General features: G+C 74.0%; 19 protein-coding genes. 7 read left to right on the top strand and 12 right to left on the bottom strand.

Annotated elements, in window-relative coordinates; all coding sequences use genetic code 11:
- Window positions 1-120 precede the first annotated feature (120 nt).
- From CFP66_RS07785 to CFP66_RS07770, 4 genes are all read right to left on the bottom strand, one after another.
- On the bottom strand, window positions 121-471 hold the full coding sequence (locus CFP66_RS07785) for a hypothetical protein (protein WP_094921793.1): 351 nt from the start codon (window positions 469-471) through the stop codon (window positions 121-123).
- Window positions 468-1,379, bottom strand: a complete 912-nt coding sequence (locus CFP66_RS07780; RefSeq protein ID WP_094922333.1) for a PmoA family protein — start codon at window positions 1,377-1,379, stop codon at window positions 468-470. The genes CFP66_RS07785 and CFP66_RS07780 overlap by 4 nt, the downstream gene beginning before the upstream one ends.
- 20 nt (window positions 1,380-1,399) lie before the next feature.
- The gene (locus CFP66_RS07775) at window positions 1,400-2,515 is read right to left on the bottom strand and encodes a Gfo/Idh/MocA family protein (protein ID WP_094921792.1); all 1,116 of its coding nucleotides are present in this window, start codon (window positions 2,513-2,515) and stop codon (window positions 1,400-1,402) included.
- A gap of 121 nt (window positions 2,516-2,636) precedes the next feature.
- Window positions 2,637-3,230, bottom strand: a complete 594-nt coding sequence (locus CFP66_RS07770) for a TIGR03086 family metal-binding protein (RefSeq protein ID WP_094921790.1) — start codon at window positions 3,228-3,230, stop codon at window positions 2,637-2,639.
- A 62-nt stretch (window positions 3,231-3,292) separates the two neighbouring features.
- Here CFP66_RS07770 and CFP66_RS07765 point away from each other — a divergent pair, with 62 nt between their 5' ends.
- On the top strand, window positions 3,293-4,258 hold the full coding sequence (locus CFP66_RS07765) for a YafY family protein (RefSeq protein WP_094921789.1): 966 nt from the start codon (window positions 3,293-3,295) through the stop codon (window positions 4,256-4,258).
- 69 nt (window positions 4,259-4,327) lie between these two features.
- The gene (locus CFP66_RS07760; RefSeq protein ID WP_143517165.1) at window positions 4,328-4,654 is read left to right on the top strand and encodes a hypothetical protein; all 327 of its coding nucleotides are present in this window, start codon (window positions 4,328-4,330) and stop codon (window positions 4,652-4,654) included.
- A 24-nt stretch (window positions 4,655-4,678) separates the two neighbouring features.
- Here CFP66_RS07760 and CFP66_RS07755 read toward each other — a convergent pair whose 3' ends face one another.
- From CFP66_RS07755 to CFP66_RS07740, 4 genes are all read right to left on the bottom strand, one after another.
- A complete protein-coding gene (locus CFP66_RS07755) occupies window positions 4,679-5,941 on the bottom strand; it encodes an RNA polymerase sigma factor (RefSeq protein WP_094921786.1) in 1,263 nt (420 codons plus the stop codon).
- Entirely contained in the window at window positions 5,938-6,318 is a 381-nt protein-coding gene (locus tag CFP66_RS07750) for a YciI family protein (protein WP_094921784.1), read from the bottom strand. Before CFP66_RS07750 ends, CFP66_RS07755 begins: the two co-directional genes overlap by 4 nt.
- A gap of 462 nt (window positions 6,319-6,780) precedes the next feature.
- Window positions 6,781-8,412: a chaperonin GroEL gene (groL, locus tag CFP66_RS07745; protein WP_094921782.1), complete on the bottom strand. Its 1,632-nt coding sequence runs from the start codon at window positions 8,410-8,412 to the stop codon at window positions 6,781-6,783.
- A gap of 252 nt (window positions 8,413-8,664) precedes the next feature.
- Window positions 8,665-8,868, bottom strand: coding sequence for a cold-shock protein (locus tag CFP66_RS07740; RefSeq protein WP_094921781.1), 204 nt, complete (start codon window positions 8,866-8,868; stop codon window positions 8,665-8,667).
- Window positions 8,869-9,002: 134 nt separating this feature from the next.
- On the opposite strand from CFP66_RS07740, the gene glp reads away from it, so the two are divergent.
- The 4 genes from glp to CFP66_RS07720 all read left to right on the top strand — a co-directional run bounded on the left by glp (window position 9,003) and on the right by CFP66_RS07720 (window position 14,692).
- Window positions 9,003-10,226, top strand: coding sequence for a gephyrin-like molybdotransferase Glp (gene glp / locus CFP66_RS07735; protein WP_255413827.1), 1,224 nt, complete (start codon window positions 9,003-9,005; stop codon window positions 10,224-10,226).
- Between the two features lie 414 nt (window positions 10,227-10,640).
- Window positions 10,641-11,348 carry a phosphatidylserine decarboxylase gene (locus CFP66_RS07730; protein WP_094921779.1) on the top strand — a complete coding sequence of 236 codons (708 nt, stop codon included), beginning with the start codon at window positions 10,641-10,643 and terminating at the stop codon, window positions 11,346-11,348.
- Entirely contained in the window at window positions 11,348-12,373 is a 1,026-nt protein-coding gene (gene pssA, locus CFP66_RS07725) for a CDP-diacylglycerol--serine O-phosphatidyltransferase (RefSeq protein WP_094921778.1), read from the top strand. Before CFP66_RS07730 ends, pssA begins: the two co-directional genes overlap by 1 nt.
- A gap of 75 nt (window positions 12,374-12,448) precedes the next feature.
- Window positions 12,449-14,692, top strand: coding sequence for an AAA family ATPase (locus CFP66_RS07720; RefSeq protein ID WP_094921776.1), 2,244 nt, complete (start codon window positions 12,449-12,451; stop codon window positions 14,690-14,692).
- Window positions 14,693-14,701: 9 nt separating this feature from the next.
- Here the strand turns inward: CFP66_RS07720 and CFP66_RS49060 are convergent, their stop codons facing one another.
- A complete protein-coding gene (locus CFP66_RS49060; RefSeq protein WP_094921774.1) occupies window positions 14,702-15,673 on the bottom strand; it encodes a LytR C-terminal domain-containing protein in 972 nt (323 codons plus the stop codon).
- 111 nt (window positions 15,674-15,784) lie between these two features.
- Window positions 15,785-16,090 carry a DUF3263 domain-containing protein gene (locus CFP66_RS07710; RefSeq protein WP_094921773.1) on the bottom strand — a complete coding sequence of 102 codons (306 nt, stop codon included), beginning with the start codon at window positions 16,088-16,090 and terminating at the stop codon, window positions 15,785-15,787.
- Window positions 16,091-16,231: 141 nt separating this feature from the next.
- Here CFP66_RS07710 and CFP66_RS07705 point away from each other — a divergent pair, with 141 nt between their 5' ends.
- A complete protein-coding gene (locus CFP66_RS07705; RefSeq protein WP_094921771.1) occupies window positions 16,232-16,804 on the top strand; it encodes a peptide deformylase in 573 nt (190 codons plus the stop codon).
- 92 nt (window positions 16,805-16,896) lie between these two features.
- Here CFP66_RS07705 and CFP66_RS07700 read toward each other — a convergent pair whose 3' ends face one another.
- Together CFP66_RS07700 and CFP66_RS07695 are read right to left on the bottom strand one after the other, a co-directional pair.
- On the bottom strand, window positions 16,897-17,568 hold the full coding sequence (locus CFP66_RS07700) for a response regulator transcription factor (protein WP_255413826.1): 672 nt from the start codon (window positions 17,566-17,568) through the stop codon (window positions 16,897-16,899).
- Window positions 17,565-18,740, bottom strand: coding sequence for a sensor histidine kinase (locus tag CFP66_RS07695; protein WP_094921770.1), 1,176 nt, complete (start codon window positions 18,738-18,740; stop codon window positions 17,565-17,567). Before CFP66_RS07695 ends, CFP66_RS07700 begins: the two co-directional genes overlap by 4 nt.
- Window positions 18,741-18,820 lie beyond the last annotated feature (80 nt).

The raw sequence follows: 18,820 nt of genomic DNA, 5'->3' as shown, positions 1-18,820 counted from the left end.
CGCCCCGCGAGTTCCCGGTGCGCCCGGCCTCCTACCGCTCGGGCGTCGCCAACCCGTCCGGCGGGTGGTGCCGCGACCTTACCGTCTGCCCGGTTGTGGGAAAACGCATTCCTGACGCCATCACCCACTCGGCGGGGATCGAACCGGGTCGTACGGGGACAGGTGGCCGCACATACCTGGCCCGGACGGCTCCGGTTGCGGGATGCGGGCGACCGTCGCCTCCCGCAGGTGGCGGTGATCGCCCGCGGCGAGGGCGTCGATCTGCTGCCCGGTGCGCGCGCTCACCGCTGCGGCCCCCTGCTCCCAGCGTTGCCGCCAGCGTGGCAACTGGGGCCGGACGAGGGCGGCGGCCGCGGCGTGGAACGCCTCTAACGCGCCGCCGCCGCACAGCCCGTCGGCCGCCTCCCAGTCATAGAACCGCAGCGCCGTGATGCCCACGGCGCCGGGGAGGTCCGGCAGGGGGTCGGTCACGGCGTGTGCTCCGCGGCGAAGCCCTCGATCTCGTCCCGGTCCCAGATCCGGTCGGCGACGACGACCCGGTGCGACAGCGCGAGCGAGTCGCCGTCGGCGAGCGTGATCTCCTCGTCGAACGCGGGCGAGGGGTTGATCGCCGGGAACGGGTCGTTGCGCACGAACCAGGTGAGCTCGCCACGGCTGGTGGTGCCGGCGAACACCAGCATCGTGGCGCCGCCGTCGACCTCGTCGTTCTTGCCGGTGTAGGCGAGCCACGGCGACGCGGTGGTGCCCATGGTCTCCGGACCGCCGCCACCGTCGGCGGTGATGATCTCCCCGCTGGTGAACCCGCGGGGCCCGCGCCAGAAGAAGCCGGTGTACCCGGCGTTCTCGCGGCCGTGGGTGGTGGGGCTGCCCAGCTCGAGGGCCTCGCCGCGGATGTTGGTCAGCTCGGTGGCGAAGTCGAGCATCCACGTGCCGCGCCCGGTGTCGACGCCGTGGAAGCGCAGCGTCCGGCGCTCCGACACCCACTCCTCGCCGGTGGAGGCGACCCAGGTCAGCGACTCGGAGATCGCCAGCTCGGCACCGGTGAGCTCGATGACCTCGAACGAGTCGTGCCGCATCGACCCGACGTTGTCCTTCGGGATGTAGCCCTGCCCGTGGGTGTAGGTGTTGCCGCCCCAGAAGTTCTGCCCCGAAACGTGCGACCACGTCATCTGCAGGCCCTTGTGCCAGCGGTGGTCGTGCGGGCGGTAGGCGGAGACGAGCGCGCCGGACAGGGTCCGCATCGGGTGCAGGTAGGGCTTCGGCGCCTCGAAGGCGGGGATGTCCGCCCCGTAGACGTAGCTCGCGATCTCGACATCGCCGACGGCGATGCCGATGCCGGTGCCGTGGTCGTGGATCACTGCCAGGGGGGTCGCTGTCATGTGGTTCGCCGGCATGTGGGTCACCGCGCCATCTCCGTGCCGTCGGGCTGGTACCGGCCACCGCCGTCGAGGTGGCCGTAGAAGGGGTTCCCGGGCGTCAGCTCGTGGCGCCGGACGGGCTGCCCGGTGATCGCCGACTGGTACAGGGCCGTGATCAGTTCCATGCTGCGCCTGCCGTCGGCGCCGCTGGCCGCCGGACGCTCGCCGCGGTCGAGCGATCCGAGGTAGTCGGTGAGCTGCGCGGTGTGCGAGGAGTCGACGTCGTCGGCCGGTAGCCAGCCGGAGGCGACGTCCTCGGCCACGCCCTTGCGCGGCGTCCACTTCCAGTTCGAGTTGCCGTAGCCGTAGAGGTGCGAGACCTCGACGGTGGCGTCGGTGAAGTCGAAGCGCAGGTAGCTCTCCTCCCGCGGGGACAGCACGCTGTTGACCACCGACACGAGCGCACCCGACTCGAACTGCACGGCGGCGAGCGAGACGTCCTCGGTCTCGACGCTGCGGTCGAGGGTGCCCATCAGCGCGCGGATCTCCCGCCAGTCGCCCAGCAGCGACAGCATGAGGTCCATCTGGTGGATGCCGTGGCCCATCGTCGGGCCGCCGCCCTCGGTCTCCCACTTGCCGCGCCACGGCACCTCGAAGTAGGCGTGGTCGCGGTACCAGAGCGTGTGGCAGACGCCGACGAGCGGACGGCCGAGCGTGCCGTCGGCGATCTGCGCGCGCAGGGTGCGGGCCGCGGAGCCGAAGCGGTGCTGGAAGACGTACCCGACGTACGGGCCGCCCTCGCGCTCCAGCGCGGCCAGCGCGTCGTACTCGGACAGCGAGAGCACCGGTGGCTTCTCGCACCACACCCACGCCCCGGCCGCCAGGCACGCCTCCACCCCTGCCCGGTGCGCCGCCGGCGGCGTGCAGATGATCGCCAGGTCCGGACGGGCGGCGGCGAGCATCGTGTCGAGGTCGGTGTAGCTGTCCGGGATGCCCCACTCGGCGGCGAACGCGGCGGCGCGGTCGCTGTCGACGTCGACGGCGGCCACCACCTCGATCCGGTCGTCCTGGGCCCGGATCGCGGGCATGTGCCGGTGCCCGGCGATGCCGCCCGCGCCCACGATCGCCACGCGGTACTGCTCCTTGCCGTCTGGCATGTGCTGTCGAACTCCTCGGTATGCGCTTTCCAAGGATGAACTCGCACATCTGAGGAGTCAAGATCTGCGGTATCGGTTGCACATGGTCGTGCGCACGACCATGTGCAACCGATACTCGAGATCACGGTCGGGCGTGGCCGCACCAGTTGGCCAGGCGCTCCGTCGGTCCGGCGTCCGCGCGGGGCGGCACCGGGGCCGCGAACGGCACCGGGCCACCGCGGGGCTCGGCCGGCAGGGCGTGCTGCATCGCGGCGAGCGCGGCGGCGGCCACCGCGGGGTCGTCGGCCTCGACGTCCTGCCCCGTGGCGACGGCCAGGTCCCAGCCGTGCACCAGCGTCTCGGAGGTGTAGGCCATCAGCGCAGCGCGACCGGGCACGGTGCCGAACGGCGCCCGGACGGTGCCGTCGAGCGGGGCATCGGCGGCGCGCCACACGGTCCACATCGAGTCGATCGCGTCGGCGTAGGCGCGGGACCAGTCGTCGCCCGGCACCGGCGGGACGCTCCACGGCACGGTGCCCGCATCCTCGCCCCGCCCGGCTGCGGCGGTCCGGTGGACGGTGGCGACGAGGTGGGCGAGCAGGCCGCGCACGTCGAGCTCCGAGCACGGGGTCGGGTGGGAGAGCTGCTCGGAGCGGATGGACCGCATCACGCCGAGCGTCCAGGAGAGGGCGCTGTCGTAGAGCGGGCGGGGGTCGGTGGTCTCCGTGGTCGTCATGCGGTCGAGTCTGGAGCGGATACACGACGCCTTGTGTCGTATATCCCTGGCACTCTCGAACCATGCGCGCCGACCGCCTGCTCTCGCTGTTGCTGCTGCTGCAGCACCACGGCCGGATGTCCGCCGCGGCGCTCGCCCGCGAGCTGGAGGTCTCCACGCGCACGGTGCTGCGCGACGTGGAGGCGCTCTCGACCGCAGGCGTACCGATCTACGCCGAGCGGGGGCGGTTCGGTGGCTTCGCGCTCGTGCCCGGCTACAGCACCGACCTCACCGGGCTCACCTCGAAGGAGGCGGTCGCGCTGCTCGTCGCCGGATCCCGCGCCGCCTCGCCCGATCCCGGTATGGCCCCCGCGCTCGCCTCGGCGATGCGCAAGGTCGTGGCGGCGCTCCCGCAGCAGCAGCGCGACGACGCCACCCGCGTGGCCGGACGCATCCTCGTCCGTCCCGACGGGATGATCACTCGGCGCGAGGCCCCCGCCGACGACGAGGCGCCGCTCGACGCGGTGCGGTGCGCCGTGTTCGGGGGCCGCAAGCTGCGCATCCGGTATGCCGCCAGTGGTGAGGAGCCGCGGTGGCGCACGGTCGACCCGATCGGGCTCGTGAACGCGCGCGGTCAGTGGTACCTGCTGGCCACCCGTGACGGCGTCGAGCGCACCTACCGGCTCTCCCGGCTGCAGGACGCCGAGGCGATGGTCGAGCCGGCGGACCGGCCGACCGGCATCGACCTGGAACGGCTGTGGGAGGAGCGTCGTGCCCGGTTCATGGCCGGAATCCGGGAGGTGACGGCCGTCGTGCGCGTGCGGGAGACGGCGCGGGCGACGCTCGTGGAGCGCGCGCGAGGGATGGGCGCCGAACGCCGGGACGGGGACGGGTGGGTGCGCGTGGAACTCGAGTTCGGCGGTCTCGACCACGCCTTGGCGATGATCTGGGCACTGGGCCCGGACGCGGAGGCCCTCGGCCCGGAGCCGCTGCGCGCCGCGCTGGCCGAGCGTGCGGCGGCGACGGCGGCGCGCTACGGATCCGGCTGACCCCGTCCACGGCGCCCCTGCGTAGTTGCGCGGAGGTACGCCCGATCCACGCTCACTAGCGTCGGGATCGTGGACGTGAAGGGTATTTCCCTGGTGCTGCCCGCGGTGGTGGTCTCGGCACTGCTGTCGGTGCCCTCCGTCTACCTGGGTCTGCTCTTCCTCGGGCTCTCGCCGATGTGCTACGACGCCGGGCCGCGGCCCGAGGCCGCTGCCTGTATGGGGGAGGCGATCACCCTCGCCGTCGTCCTGCTCTCGACGCTCGCGGTCCCGGTGGCCATCGCGGTGTGGGGCTACCGCCTGCGACGCAGTGGGGGGACCGGCAACCGTGCGCTCCTGTCCCTGCTCTGGTACGCGTTCGTGGTCCTCGTGTCCCTCGCCGTTTTCGCCGGAGGCTGAGCCCGCACGTGCAGAACAGGGCACTCAGGGTCCCGCCGCGCCGGTGCGGGCGGCCCGCTCCTCGAGGTAGCGCTTCTCGGGTTGGTTGAGGGCGGCGCGCGCGGCCCGCCGGTAGTGCTCGCGGGCGCCTGCGTGGTCCCCGAGCCGTTCGAGCAGGTGGGCCCGGACGGCGTCGGGCCGGTGGTTGCGGCGCAGGCGCGGGTCGTCGGCCACGGAGTCGAGGACCTGCAGGCCCGCGGCGGGGCCCTGAGCCATGCCGACTGCCACCGCCCGGTTGAGGGTGACGACCGGGTTGTCCGACCGCCGCTCGAGCATGGCGTAGAGGACGACGATCTGGTGCCAGTCGGTGTCGGCGTCGGTCGCGGCCTCGGCGTGCACGGCGGCGATCGCGGCCTGGAGCTGGTAGGGCCCGAGCGGTGCGGTGGCCAGGGCGTGCGCGAGCAGCCGCGCCGCCTCGGCGATGGCGTGGTGGTCCCAGCGCCGCCGGTCCTGCTCGGCCAGTGGCACGAGACACCCGTCGTCGCTGATCCGGGCGTCCCGCCGGGAGTCGGTGACCAGCATGAGCGCGAGCAGCCCGGCGATCTCACCGTCGCTCGGGTGGAGCTCGTGCAGCCTGCGGACCAGGCGCAGTGCTTCCGCGGTGAGATCGACCCGGGTCAGCTGCCGGCCCGCGCTGGCCGTGTACCCCTCGTTGAAGATCACGTAGAGGACGTGCAGGGCGGCGGCGAGGCGCTCGTCGCGGTCGTGGTCGGGCAGCGGGAACGATCCCCCCGCTGCGCTGATCGTCGCCTTGGCCCGGCTGATGCGCTGGGCCATCGTGGGCTCGGGCACCAGGAACGCCCGCGCGATCTCCACGGTGCTCAGGCCGCCGACCGCGCGGAGGGTCAGCGCGATCCGGCTCGGCCCGGACAACGCCGGGTGGGCGCACAACAGCAGCAGGTCGAGCGTGTCGTCCACCGGATCGGGGGAGCCCGCCAGCAGGTCGACGTCGGCGCCGGGAGCGTGGCGCCGGTCCGGCGGCTCCTGGACGGCCAGCGCCTCCTCGCGCCGGCGTCGCGCGTGCTCGCTGCGCCACTGGTCGGTCAGCCGCCGGCCCGCCACGGTCACCAGCCAGGCGACCGGCTCGTCCGGGATCCCGTGCTGCGGCCATCCGGTCGCCGCGGCGAGCAGGGCCTCCTGGAGCGCGTCCTCGCACAGGTCGAAGCGGCTGTGGCGGCGGACCAGCGCGCCGAGGACCTGCGGCGCGCTGCGGCGCAGCAGGTCCTCGACGTCCGGCTCGTGGCTCACCCGCCGGCCTGCTCCTCGAGCCCGTAGCCGGCAGTGAAGATCACCGGACGGACCTCGATCGGCAGCCGGTCGGTTCCCGGGATCATGGCCGCGAGCTCGTGGGCGCGCTCCACGTTCTCGCAGTCGACCACGTAGAAGCCGCCCATGTACTCCTTGGCCTCGGCGAACGGCCCGTCGGTCACCGTGAACGCCCCGGGACGGCCCTGCACCACCGCGCTCTGGGAGGGGTCCGCGAGTGCGTGGGTGCCGACCAGCTCGCCCGTCGCGGTGATCGTGTCCATGAACCCGCTCTGGCCCTCGGCGATCGCCGTGCGCTCCTCCTCGGACAGCGACTCCCAGGTGGCCGGGTTCATCTGGATGATCAGCAGGTACTTCACGGTTCCTCCTCGGCGTCGCGCCGCCCGGCTGCCGGGCGGCGTTCGACAGCAGTACGGAGCGGGCGACCCGCCGGTCGACATCCTCGTTGCGTGTCCGCCGTCACACTGATGGGTCGTTCGCGCTCCGACTCGTTGCCGCAGGATCCGCGCGATGGAGCCGCCGCCATCAAGATCCGGAGTATCGGTTGCTCATTGCTGTCGTCACGACGATGAGCAACCGATACCTCGGATCTTGGCGCCCTCGCCCCGCCGGCGTCGACTTGGCGACGCGAAACCGCTCCCGGACGCTGGCGACCCGACTCGCGCGCCGCAGGGCCCGACTCGCGCACCGGAGGCGGCGACTCGCGGGCTGCTCGGGCGCGCGTGGTCGTCTCGGCCGAGACGCCGCAGGGGCGGCACCCTGTCTGGTGTGACAGTGGGTGCCGCCCCTGCGGGACGTGCGGTACTGCGGGTGGAGTGGACTCAGAAGTCCATGCCGCCCATGCCGCCGGTCGGGTCGCCCCCGGCCGGGGCCGGGTTCTTCTCCGGCTTGTCGGCGATGACGGCCTCGGTGGTGAGGAACAGCGCCGCGATGGAGGCGGCGTTCTGCAGGGCGGAGCGGGTGACCTTGGCGGGGTCGATGATCCCGGCCTTGACCAGGTCCTTGTACTCGCCGGTGGCCGCGTCCAGGCCCTCGCCCGCGGGCAGGCCGCGGACCTTCTCCGCGACGACGCCACCCTCGAGGCCGGCGTTGATCGCGATCTGCTTGAGCGGAGCCTCGAGGGCGACCTTGACGATGTTGGCGCCAGTGGCCTCGTCACCGTCCAGGCCCAGGCCCTCGAAGAGGCCTGCGCCGGCCTGGATCAGGGCGACGCCGCCGCCGGCGACGATGCCCTCCTCGACGGCCGCCTTCGCGTTGCGAACGGCGTCCTCGATGCGGTGCTTGCGCTCCTTGAGCTCGACCTCGGTGGCCGCTCCGGCCTTGATGACCGCGACGCCGCCGGCGAGCTTGGCCAGGCGCTCCTGGAGCTTCTCGCGGTCGTAGTCGGAGTCGGTGCGGTCGATCTCGGCGCGGATCTGGTTGACCCGGCCGGCGATCTGGTCGGCGTCGCCCGCACCGTCGACGATGGTGGTCTCGTCCTTGGTGACGACGACCTTGCGGGCGCGGCCCAGCAGCCCCAGGTCGGCGTTCTCCAGCTTGAGGCCGACCTTCTCGGAGATGACCTCGCCACCGGTGAGGATGGCCATGTCGGCCAGCATCGCCTCGCGGCGGTCACCGAAGCCCGGGGCCTTGACGGCGACGGACTTGAAGGTGCCACGGATCTTGTTGACGACCAGCGTGGCCAGGGCCTCGCCCTCGACGTCCTCGGCGATGATCACGAGCGGCTTGCCGCCCTGCATGACCTTCTCCAGCAGCGGGAGCAGGTCCTTGACCGTGGAGATCTTGGAGCTGACGAGGAGCACGTAGGCGTCGTCGAGCTCCGCCTCCATGCGCTCGGCGTCGGTGACGAAGTAGGGCGAGATGTAGCCCTTGTCGAAGCGCATGCCCTCGGTGAGCTCGAGCTCGAGCCCGAAGGTCTGCGACTCCTCGACGGAGATGACGCCTTCCTTGCCGACCTTGTCCATGGCCTCGGCGATCAGGTCGCCGATGGCCTTGTCGGCGGCGGAGATCGAGGCGGTGGCCGCGATCTGCTCCTTGGTCTCGACCTCCTTGGCGGTCTTGAGCAGCTGCTGCGAGACGGCCTCGACGGCCTTCTCGATGCCACGCTTGAGCGACATCGGGTTGGCGCCCGCGGCGACGTTGCGCAGGCCCTCGCGGACCAGCGCCTGCGCGAGCACGGTGGCGGTGGTGGTGCCGTCACCGGCGATGTCGTCGGTCTTCTTGGCGACCTCCTTGACCAGCTCGGCCCCGATCTTCTCCCAGGGGTCCTCGAGCTCGATCTCCTTGGCGATCGACACACCATCGTTGGTGATGGTGGGCGCGCCCCACTTCTTCTCCAGCACCACGTTGCGGCCGCGCGGGCCGAGCGTCACCTTGACGGCGTCGGCGAGGGTGTTCATGCCACGCTCGAGCCCGCGGCGCGCCTCCTCGTCGAAAGCGATCATCTTCGCCATGGGGGTGTAGTCCTCCGATTGGGATGACCCGAAAGTCTCGCGTCGAACGCGGCGCCCGCGACGGACGACCGGCAACCCTGCGCCGATCTCACCCGCTCGACGATTGGCACTCTACCGTGCCGAGTGCCAACCCCGGTTTTAGCACTCGGGGCAGGCGAGTGCAAGGCGACCGGCCGGGTCCGGACGCACGTCGGGGGGACCGGCCCGGCCGGTCCCCCCGTGTGACGCGTTGCTGTGGATCGAGCGGTTCCGCTAGATCCGGCGGACGGCGTCGGCCTGGCTGCGGCCGTCCCGCCCCGCGGTGGTCTCGAACTCCACGCGGTCGCCCTCGTCGAGGGTGCGGAAACCCTCCGACTGGATCGCGCTGTAGTGGACGAAGACGTCCGGCCCGCCGTCCGTGGCGATGAAGCCGAAGCCCTTCTCCGCGTTGAACCACTTGACCGTGCCCTGGGCCACGGCACCTCCATGTTGCTGTGCTGCCCGTGCGTCGCCGCTCGCGCATCGTGCTGTTCCGACGTGGCCGACGCTACCCCAGATCCGACACGTCGTCCGGGCCCGAAAAGGGCGGTCGGGCAGGATGTCCACTCGTGGTGAGCACCCCGAGAACGGTCGACGAGCACCGCGCGGTCGTCGCCGCGCTGCTGGCCCCGATGCCGTCGGAGGACGTCCCGGTCGGGCTGGCGCGCGGGCGCGTGCTGGCCGCCGACGTCGTCGCGGCCGTGGCCCTTCCCTCGTTCGACAACTCCGCGATGGACGGCTACGCCGTGCGCGCCGCCGACCTGGCGGGTGCCACGGCCGCCGCGCCCGTCGAACTCCCGGTGGCCGCGGACATCCCGGCCGGCCGCACCGATGTCCCCGCGCTGGGGCCCGGTACGGCGCACCGGATCATGACGGGGGCGGCGGTGCCCGAGGGTGCGGACGCGATCGTGCCCGTCGAGCAGACCGACGCGGGCCTCGATCGGGTGCGGCTGTCCGCGGCGCCGGCTGCGGGAGCCCACGTGCGACGCGCGGGGGAGGACGTCCGCGCGGGCGACGTCGTCCTGTCCGCCGGGACGGTGCTGGGGGCCCCGCAGATCGGGGTCGCCGCCGCGGTCGGATGCGCCACCGTCCCCGTGCGGCGCAGGCCCCGCGTGCTCGTGCTGTCCACCGGTTCGGAGCTCGTCGCCGCGGGCACCCCGCTGCAGCCGGGCCAGATCTACGAGTCGAACGGGCCGATGCTCGCCGCCGCGGTCGAGGACGCCGGGGGCAGCGCGGAGCTGCTCCGCTTCGTCCCCGACGACGTCGAGCAGTTCCTCGGCAGGCTGCGCGAACGCCTCGCCGACGGGCCCGTCGACCTCCTCCTCACGTCCGGGGGTGTGAGCGCAGGCGCCTACGAGGTCGTCAAGGACGCCTTCACCGGCCGGGGCGTCGAGTTCGTCAAGGTCGCGATGCAGCCCGGCGGGCCCCAGGGCGCGGGACGGCTGACCGACCCGGGCGGCGTCGCCGTCGTGACGCTGCCGGGCAACCCGGTGAGCTCGCACGTCTCGTTCGAGGTCTTCGTGCGGCCGGCGCTGCGTGCCGCGCTCGGCCACCCGCACCCGGACCGGCCGGTCGTGACCGCCACGCTGAGTGAGCACTGGACGTCCCCGTCCGGCCGCCGGCAGTTCCGCCGCGGGGTGCTGGACGCCGTGCGCGGCACCGTACGGGAGCTCGGCGGGCCGGCATCGCACCTGCTCGGATCGCTCGCGCGGGCGGAGTGTCTCGTGGCGGTTCCGGAGGACGTCACCGAACTCGCCGAGGGCGCGAGCGTGGAGACATGGTTGCTCGAAGGCTGACCCGTCCAGTAGATTGTGTCAGGGATCACAAACCGAGTGGGCAACGTTCGGAGCCATCGGAGCGTCTTACTGGTGAGTGTTCGGCCGATCGGTGCACATCGCGCGGTTCCTCACCGTGTGACCTGGACGATCGAACGTACGCTCGGGGATACTTTCACCACGGACCGGGTAACCGGGCCACACGCACTGGACCTACCGCCCGTCGCTGGGGAGCGGACGAGCGGTTCCACGGCCGGGGTCGTCGTCTCGGGGGATGGCGGCCCCGGCCCTTTGCGTGGTGCCGGTCCGTTCCACGTGACGGCGATGTGGCAGACGGTGACCGCTGCCGTCGTCGGCCACCTCCCCTGGGCGTACCGTAACCGCCGCCCCTGCGGCCCGACCGGGCCGCCACGCCGGAGGAGCCGATCCACTCCCATGCCCGACCCGACGCCCTCGCTGTCCCTGCCGCACGTCGCCGGGTTGGTGCGGGCCTCGATCCCGCCGATGCACCCCGGTGGCCGCCCCCTGGTGGCCGCGGTCGCCGGCGCGGCCGCCCTCGTCCGGGCCGCCACCGGCCGCGGTGCCGTCGCCGGTGCGCTCGCGACGGCCGCCACCGCCCTCTTCTTCCGCAACCCGCGCCGGGTGCGCCCGCCGCTCACCGGGGTCGTGCTCGCCGCGGCCGACGGCACGGTTGCCACCGTGTCGGAGGTCCCGCCGCCCGCCGAGCTGGACCTGCCGCGGGAGCCGGTGCCGCGGGTGAGCGTGTTCCTGTCCGTGCTCGACGTCCACGTGCAGCGCATCCCCGTCGACGGGCGCGTGCTCGATGTCGCCTACCGCCCCGGCACCTTCCTCTCCGCCGACCTCGACAAGGCCAGCGAGGACAACGAGCGCAACGCGCTGCTGCTCCAGACCGGTGACGGCGCGCGCATCGGCGTCGTCCAGATCGCCGGGCTGCTCGCCCGTCGCATCGTCTGCGACGTCGCGCCCGGCGACGAGGTGGCCGCGGGAGAGACGTACGGCCTGATCCGGTTCGGTTCGCGGGTCGACGTCTACCTGCCGCCGGGCTCGCGGGTGGCCGTGGCGCCCGGGCAGCGCACCATCGGGGGAGAGACCGTGCTCGCCGCACTTCCCGGGACCGCCTGATGCCCGCTCCGAACTACCCCGCGAGGAACTACCCCGCGAGCGTGCGGCTGCTGCCGAACGCCGTCACCGTCCTCGCGCTGTGCTCGGGCCTGTCCGCCGTGTACTTCGCGCTGAGCGGGCGGTTCGAGCTGTGCGTCGCGGCGGTCGGGGCGGCGGCGCTGTGCGACGCGCTGGACGGCAGGCTCGCCCGGATGCTCGATGCCACCACCCGGATCGGGGCCGAGCTCGACTCGCTCGCCGACCTCGTCTCGTTCGGCGTGGCGCCCGCGCTCGTCCTCTACATCTGGGCTCTCGAAGGCAACCGGTACGGCTGGATCGTCGCGCTCGTGTTCGCCGTCTGCATGATGCTGCGGCTCGCGCGGTTCAACACGCTCATCGACGAGGAGGACGAGTTCCCGTTCACCCGGGAGTTCTTCGTGGGCGTGCCCGCGCCCGCCGCGGCCATGTCGGCCGGCATCCCGCTCTACGCCGAGCTGCACTTCGGGCCCGGCTGGTGGTCGGCGGCCCCGCTGGTGGCGGTCTGGGCGCTCGTCGTCGCGGGGCTCATGGTGTGCAGGCTGCCGACCGTGTCCTTCAAGAGCGTGCGGGTGCCGGCGAACTACATCGCGCCGCTGCTCGTCCTCGTCGGCCTCGCCGCAGCGGTGCTGATCACCGTGCCGTTCCTCGGCCTGGCCATCGGGTCGCTGGCCTATCTGGGCCTGATCCCCTACACCGTCCACCGGCACCGCTGGCTCACCAAGCATCCCGAGGCGTGGGGCGTGCCCGTCCGCGAGCGCCGGGCCATCGCCCGGGCGGCCCGGTCGGCCCGCAGGCTCGGGCTCCGGTCGCCGCTGCGTCGCCGCGTCGCCGGGCGGGCCAGCGCCGTCGCCGCCGCCGTGCGCCGCTTCGGCGACGACCCGGCCGGGGCCATGCAGCGCGCCGCCCGCCCGGGCAACGGCCGCGCCCCCGGCCCGGCCGCGCAGTCCGCGCGCCAACCCTCGCGCAACCGCCTCCGCCTCGGTCTGCGCCGCGCCCGCCGGCGCTGAACCGCATCCTCCGATGCGCGAGTCGGGGTGTGGTGTGCGCGAGTCGGGGCGGGAGGCCTCGATAGCGTCTGCGTCGTGGTCCCCTCCATCACTCTGGTCGCCCGGCTCGCCGCATCTGCGGCGGACGCGCGGCGCGGCGTCGTCCGGTTGCACCCCGAGGTCATCGACGCGCTCGGTCTGCGCTCCTGGGATGCGGTGACGCTGACCGGGGCGCGGGTGACCACGGCGCTCGTCGCACCCTCGGAGGGACCGCCGGGCCAGGCCACGCTGGACGACGTCACGCTGTCCAACGCCGGGCTGGCCGACGGGGCCGCGGTCGTGGTGGCGCCGGGGCAGGTGGAGGCGGCGCGGCGCGTCCTGCTCACCGGGTCACGGCTGGCGCGGGCGGCGCTCACCCCGGAGACGGTGCGGCTCGCGCTCGTCGGCAAGGTCGTCACGGGTGGGGACGCGGTGTCGTTGCTCCCGCAGGACGTCGAGCCTGCCCCCGGCCTGGACGCGCCGGCCGCCCGGAAGCGCGTCTCGGGTGCGCTGGGGAGCGCGTGGACCACCGAGCTGCTCACGGTGGCCGCCGTCGAGCCGGCCGGAGCGGTGGCCGTGCGCCCGAGCACCGTCGTCGGCTGGCAGGGCGGGGTGACGACGGGCGCTCCGCCGGTCGAGACGCCGGTTCCGACGCCCGGCACGGCGCGCTCGGCGCCGGTGGTGTCCGACGCCCCCGCGGAGCCCGCGGTGCCCGTGGACGACCTGGTCGGCAACACCGATGCCGCCCGCAAGCTCGTGGAGTGGCTGGAGCTCACGCTCGACCGGCCCGAGCTGCTCACCCGGCTCGGTGGCACCCCCCGGCTCGGCGTGCTCGTCGTGGGGCCGGAGGGCGTCGGGAAGCTGACGCTCGTGCGCAGCACGGCCGCGGCGGTCGGCGCCACCACGGTGGAGCTGGCCGCGCCGACCGTGGCCGCGCTCGAGGCGGGCACCGCGTCGCAGCGGGTGCACGAGGTGGCCGGCAGGGCCCGGGCCTCGGCCGCCGCCGGCACCCGCACCGTCCTGGTCGTCACCGACGTCGAGGCGCTGCTCCCGGCCGCGTCGCCGCCACCGCTCGCCACGATCGTGCTGGACGCGCTGCGTGCCGCGGTGGCCACGCCGGGGCTGGTGCTCGTCGCGACCACGGCCTCGCCGGAGTCGGTCGACCCGCGGCTGCGCGCGCCCGATGTGGTCGACCGCGAGCTCGGCCTCGCCCTGCCCGACCTGCGTACGCGTTCCGAGCTGCTGCGCCGCCTGCTGGCCGCCGTGCCGCTGGCCGACGGCGTCGACCTCAAATCGGTGGCCGAGCGCGCGCCCGGTTTCGTGGCGGCCGACCTCGTCGCCGTGCGGCGGGAAGCCGCGGTGCAGGCCGCCCTGCGCCACCCCGCTCGCGGTTCCGGGAGCGACGGTGAGCCGCAGATCGGTCAGCAGGACCTGCTCGACGCCGTCGGCTCGGTGCGCCCGATCTCCATGTCCTCCTCGGACACGCTGCAGACCGGTGGTGTCACGCTCGACCAGGTCGGCGACATGGCCGAGGTCAAGCAGGCGCTCACCGAATCGGTGCTGTGGCCGCTGCAGTACCCCGACTCGTTCGCCCGGCTCGGCGTCGCCGCCCCGCGCGGCGTGCTCGTCTACGGGCCGCCCGGGTGCGGCAAGACGTTCCTGCTCCGCGCGCTCGCCGGCACCGGCCAGCTCAACGTCTTCGCGGTCAAGGGGGCCGAGCTGCTCGACAAGTACGTCGGCGAGTCCGAGCGGGCGGTGCGCGAGCTGTTCCGCAAGGCCGCCGACGCCGCCCCGGCGCTCGTGTTCCTCGACGAGGTCGACGCGCTGGCGCCGCGGCGCGGGCAGTCGTCGGACTCCGGCGTGGCCGACCGGGTGGTGGCCGCCCTGCTCACCGAGCTGGACGGGGCCGAGCCGCGCCGCGACGTGATCGTCGTCGGTGCCACGAACCGGCCCGAGCTGATCGACCCGGCCCTGCTGCGCCCCGGCCGCCTGGAGCGCCTCGTCTACGTGCCGCCGCCGGACGCCGCCGCGCGCGCCGCGATCCTGCGGGCCGCGGGGAGGCACACGCCGCTCGCCCCGGACGTCGACCTGGACGCGCTGGCCGCCGAGCTGGAGGGCTACTCGGCGGCGGACTGCACCGCGGTGCTGCGGGAAGCGGCGCTCACCGCGATGCGCGAGTCACGCGACGCCAGCGAGGTGACCGGCGCGCACATCGCGGCGGCCCGCTCCGCCGTACCGGCGTCGCTCGACCCGGTGCAGCTCGCCGAACTGCGGGCCTACGCCGACCGCCGCTCGTCCTGACGCGGGCCGTCAGCGGCCGTAGTCGTTCGTGACGATCACTATGACGCCCGGGCTGGCGTCCTCGAGCCCCGGGAAGCGCGGGTTGACGCGCATCCCGAACCGCTCGCCCAGCGCCTTGGCCGCCGCCTCCTCGTCCGTGCCCGGCCGGAAGTAGACCGTGGTGGTGGGGATGACGCCCTGCGGGTAGTTCGCGACCACGTCGATCGGCCAGCCCGCATTGCGGAAGTCCTCCGCGGCGCGCGCGGCGAGACCCGAGACGGTGCTGTTGTTGTAGACGCGCAGCGGCATGCGCGCGACGCCGTCGTTCGCGCTGCCCGCACCGCCACCGCCGCCACCGACGCGGCCCTGTACCGCGGGACCGCTGCCGCTGCCACTGCCGCGCTCGGCAGGGCCGGGTGCGGGCGGCCCGGGGGCGCCGGGATCACCCGGCGCGCCCGGGGCCTCGGGTCCGCCCCCGGGTGCGGGAGCGGGCGCGGGTGCGGGAGCGGGCTCCGGCGGAGCCTGCTCGCCCGGTGCCGGTGCCGGTGCCGGTGCCTCCGGGCCGGGGCCGCCAGGGGCCTGCTCGCCGGGGGCGGGCTGACCGGGGGCGGGCTGACCGGGCGCGGGCTGACCGGGCGCGGGTGCTCCCGGTGCGGGCTGACCGGGTGCGGGTTCGCCGGGTGCGGGCTGACCGGGTGCCGGCTCGCCGGGCGCGGGCTGACCGGGTGCGGGCTCACCCGGCGCCGGCTCACCGAACGACGGGATGGGGACGCCGTTCTCGTCCGTGGGAACGGGCGGCGGCGGGAGGACCGGTGGCGGCGCGGCCTCGGGGGCCGGTGCGGTGGTCGTGGTCTCGGGCTGCGGCGCGGCCGTGGGCGTGGGATCGCCGGTCGCGGCGAGGCCGGCGAGACCGATGATCGCGGCGACGACCGCGACCCCGATCAGGGCCAGGCCACCGACGCGTAGAGGGGTGGGGCCGCCACCGGAAGAGGGCGTGGTCACGGCCGGAACCGATCGACGGTCGCGAGCTCGGTCACGCTGGCCTCCGAATGCGGTGGGTGGTTCGATCAGTGGCCGGGTGCCGGAGCGACCCGGTTTCCGATCATGCTGCCGTCACCAGGGCTCGATTCCCAGGCGACGCGCCGCGCGCGTGCGTTGCCTGCTGGCACGCAACCGGCGCAGCCGCTTGACGAGCAGCGGGTCGGCCGCGAGGGCAACCGGCTTGTCGACGAGGGCGTTGAGGATCTGGTAGTACCGCGTGGCGGACATGTCGAAGAGCTCGCGGATCGCCTGTTCCTTGGCGCCCGCGTACTTCCACCACTGGGCCTCGAAGGCGAGGATCTCGCGCTCCCGGCGCTCCAGGGCACCGGCCGCCCCTGCTGCGGGAAGGCTCTCGATGGGTTCGGTGGCCGACTCCATCACGCTCCTCGATGGCCTCGCTCACGACGAATCACACGCCTGTGATTCGCGTCGACCATTCAACCACGCGCGGCCGACACGAACCGTGCAGGGACGCGCTGCCCCGATGGGGTGGATCGGCGCGCAGTAGGGTCGGTCACCGTGCCCGTCCGACCCATCCGCATCATCGGCGATCCCGTCCTGCACCGCCCCACCCGGCCCGTCGAGGCGTTCGACGACGGGTTGAAGGCGCTGGTCGAGGACATGTTCGAGACGATGGCCGCCGCCGACGGTGTCGGGCTGGCGGCCAACCAGATCGGCGTGGACCGGCGCTTGTTCGTCTACGACTGCCCCGACGAGGAAACCCGTGCCCGGGTGCGTGGCGTGGTCGTCAACCCGGTGCTGGAGATCTCGGTGCGGCCCGAGACGATGCCCGACCCCGAGGACGACGAGGAGGGCTGCCTCTCCGTCCCCGCCGAGAGCTTCCCCACCGGCCGGGCCGGGTGGGCGCGGGTCACCGGGGTCGACGCCGACGGTGCCCCCGTGGAGGTGCAGGGCCGCGGGTTCCTGGCCCGCTGCCTCCAGCACGAGACCGACCACCTCGACGGCCTCCTCTACGTGGACCGGCTGGTCGGCCGCAACCAGCGCGCCGCGAAGAAGATGCTCAAGCGCAACGGCTGGGGCGTCCCCGGCCTCTCCTGGGATCCGGCGACGCAGGAGGCCGAGGACGCCTGAGCGCGACACGCACGCCGTCGGACCCCGACTCGCGGGTGGGGGGCGCGACGCCACACCTCCGCGAGTCGGGGTCTGGGTGTGCGTGAGTCGCGTCAGCGCACGTGGCCGTGCTCCCACGCCCAGGCGGCGATCTCCACGCGGTTGCGGGCCGACAGCTTGGCCTGCACGTTCGTGAGGTGCGTCTTGACCGTGGAGAGCGAGACGAACAGCTCGGCCGCGATCTCGGCGTTGGTGCGGCCGCGGGCGACGGCGCGGACGACCTCCAGCTCGCGGGGTGAGAGCGGGTCGGGCAGGGCGGGAGTGGCGACGGCCGGGCGGGCCGCCAGGTGCTCGAGCAGCCGTACCGTGACCGACGGGGAGACCAGGGCGTCGCCCGCCGCGGCGGCCCGGACCGCTTCGACCAGCAGCCGGGGGCCGGCGTCCTTGAGCAGGAAGCCGCACGCGCCCGCACGCAGGGCCCCGTAGACGTACTCGTCGAGGTCGAACGTCGTGACGACGACGATGCGCGGCGGCTCCGGGTCCGCGGTGAGGGCGCGGGTGGCCTCCAGCCCGTCCAGCAGCGGCATCCGGATGTCCATCAGCACGACGTCCGGACGCAGCTCGCGCGCGAGCGTGACCGCGTCGACGCCGGTGCCGGCCTCGCCGACCACCTCGACGCCGTCCTCGGCCGAGAGGATCAGCCGGAAACCGGTGCGGACCATCTCCTGGTCGTCGGCGAGCAGGACCCGCAGCGGTGCTTGCGGGGCGACCCTCGGTGCCGTCACCGCGCACCTCGCAGCGGGAGCCGGGCGGAGACCGTCCACACACCCGGCGCGGTCGGCCCCGCGGCGAGCGCGCCGTCCAGGGCCGCGACGCGTTCGCCCATGCCGGCCAGCCCGAAGCCGCTGCTGCCCGTCCGCGGTCCCACGGGACCGGACGGGACACCGTCGTTGCGCACCGACACCAGCAGGGCCTCCTCGCGGATCCGGACGTCCACCTCGACGGTCGCGGCCTCGGGTGCGTGCCGGCGGACGTTGGTGAGAGCTTCCTGCACCACCCGGTAGCCGGTCGCGGCGACCCCGGGCGGCAGCACCGCGTGCTCCAGCCCGGCGTCGGTCGCGAGGCGGACGAGCCTCCCGTCGGGGTCGAACCGGGCGACGAGCGCCGGCACCTCGCGCAGCTCGGCCCCCGGCGTGCGGGCACCCTCGGCGTCCTGCCCGCGCAGGACACCGACCATGCGCCGCATCGCCGTCAGCGCGTCGGTGCCTGCGCTCTCGATCGCGCTCAGCGCCCGGTCGACGTCGTCGGGCGAGGTGCGGGCCACCACGGCAGCGGCCTGCGCGGCCACGACGATGCCCGTGACGTGGTGCGCCACGACGTCGTGCAGCTCGCGGGCCAGCTCCATGCGCTCGGCGGAGCGGACGTCGTCGAGGGCGGCCCGGCGGCGGGTGTCGACCTCGCGCAGGACGAGCCCGATCGCGACCGCGCCGCCCCAGCCGAGCGCGGACAGCACGCTGAAGTTGTCCGCGTCCGTGTCGGTCATCCGCAGGATCGGCGAGCCGACGATCGCCACCGCCGCGACCGCGGTGAGCACCAGCGCCGCGCGCAGCTCGCAGCGGTGCAGCACCAGCACGACGACGACGGCGAGCGCCAACTGCTCGGCGAGGGAGATCGTGAGGACCGTGCTGCCCACCGGCGCGAGCAGCGCGAGGGGAGTCCGCGCGAGCACCGAGGCCAGGACCGACACGGAGACGGCAGCGGTCGCGGTCGGGACCAGCCGCGCCTGCGGCCTGCGGCGCAGCAGCACGATCGCCGGGACGACGACGGCCGGGACGAGGGCGAGGGGCGTGGAGCCGGTGGCGGTGAGGACGAGGTCGGCGAGCAGCCAGAAGCCGTAGGCGGCCAGCTCGACGACCAGCCCGAGGTGCCGCCGGACCCAGCGGAACAGGCGGATCACGCCACGAGCCTAAGCAGGACGGGGCCGTTGTCCCTCGGCCGGAAGTACGACCCGCGGCGATCGGGTTCGATCCTCCGGCC

Origin of the sequence: Pseudonocardia sp. MH-G8 (assembly GCF_002262885.1) — a bacterium.
Taxonomy (GTDB): Bacteria; Actinomycetota; Actinomycetes; order Mycobacteriales; family Pseudonocardiaceae; genus Pseudonocardia.
Note: the sequence above shows the minus strand (reverse complement) of the source record. Positions and strands in the feature narration are given on the sequence as shown.

Coding starts and splice junctions, on each gene's coding strand:
- CFP66_RS07780 (WP_094922333.1), bottom strand. CDS start 1,379: ATGACAGCGACCCCCCTGGCAGTGATCCACGACCACGGCACCGGCATC.
- CFP66_RS07730 (WP_094921779.1), top strand. CDS start 10,641: ATGCCCGACCCGACGCCCTCGCTGTCCCTGCCGCACGTCGCCGGGTTG.
- CFP66_RS07765 (WP_094921789.1), top strand. CDS start 3,293: ATGCGCGCCGACCGCCTGCTCTCGCTGTTGCTGCTGCTGCAGCACCAC.
- groL (WP_094921782.1), bottom strand. CDS start 8,412: ATGGCGAAGATGATCGCTTTCGACGAGGAGGCGCGCCGCGGGCTCGAG.
- CFP66_RS07775 (WP_094921792.1), bottom strand. CDS start 2,515: ATGCCAGACGGCAAGGAGCAGTACCGCGTGGCGATCGTGGGCGCGGGC.
- CFP66_RS07710 (WP_094921773.1), bottom strand. CDS start 16,090: ATGGAGTCGGCCACCGAACCCATCGAGAGCCTTCCCGCAGCAGGGGCG.
- pssA (WP_094921778.1), top strand. CDS start 11,348: ATGCCCGCTCCGAACTACCCCGCGAGGAACTACCCCGCGAGCGTGCGG.
- CFP66_RS07770 (WP_094921790.1), bottom strand. CDS start 3,230: ATGACGACCACGGAGACCACCGACCCCCGCCCGCTCTACGACAGCGCC.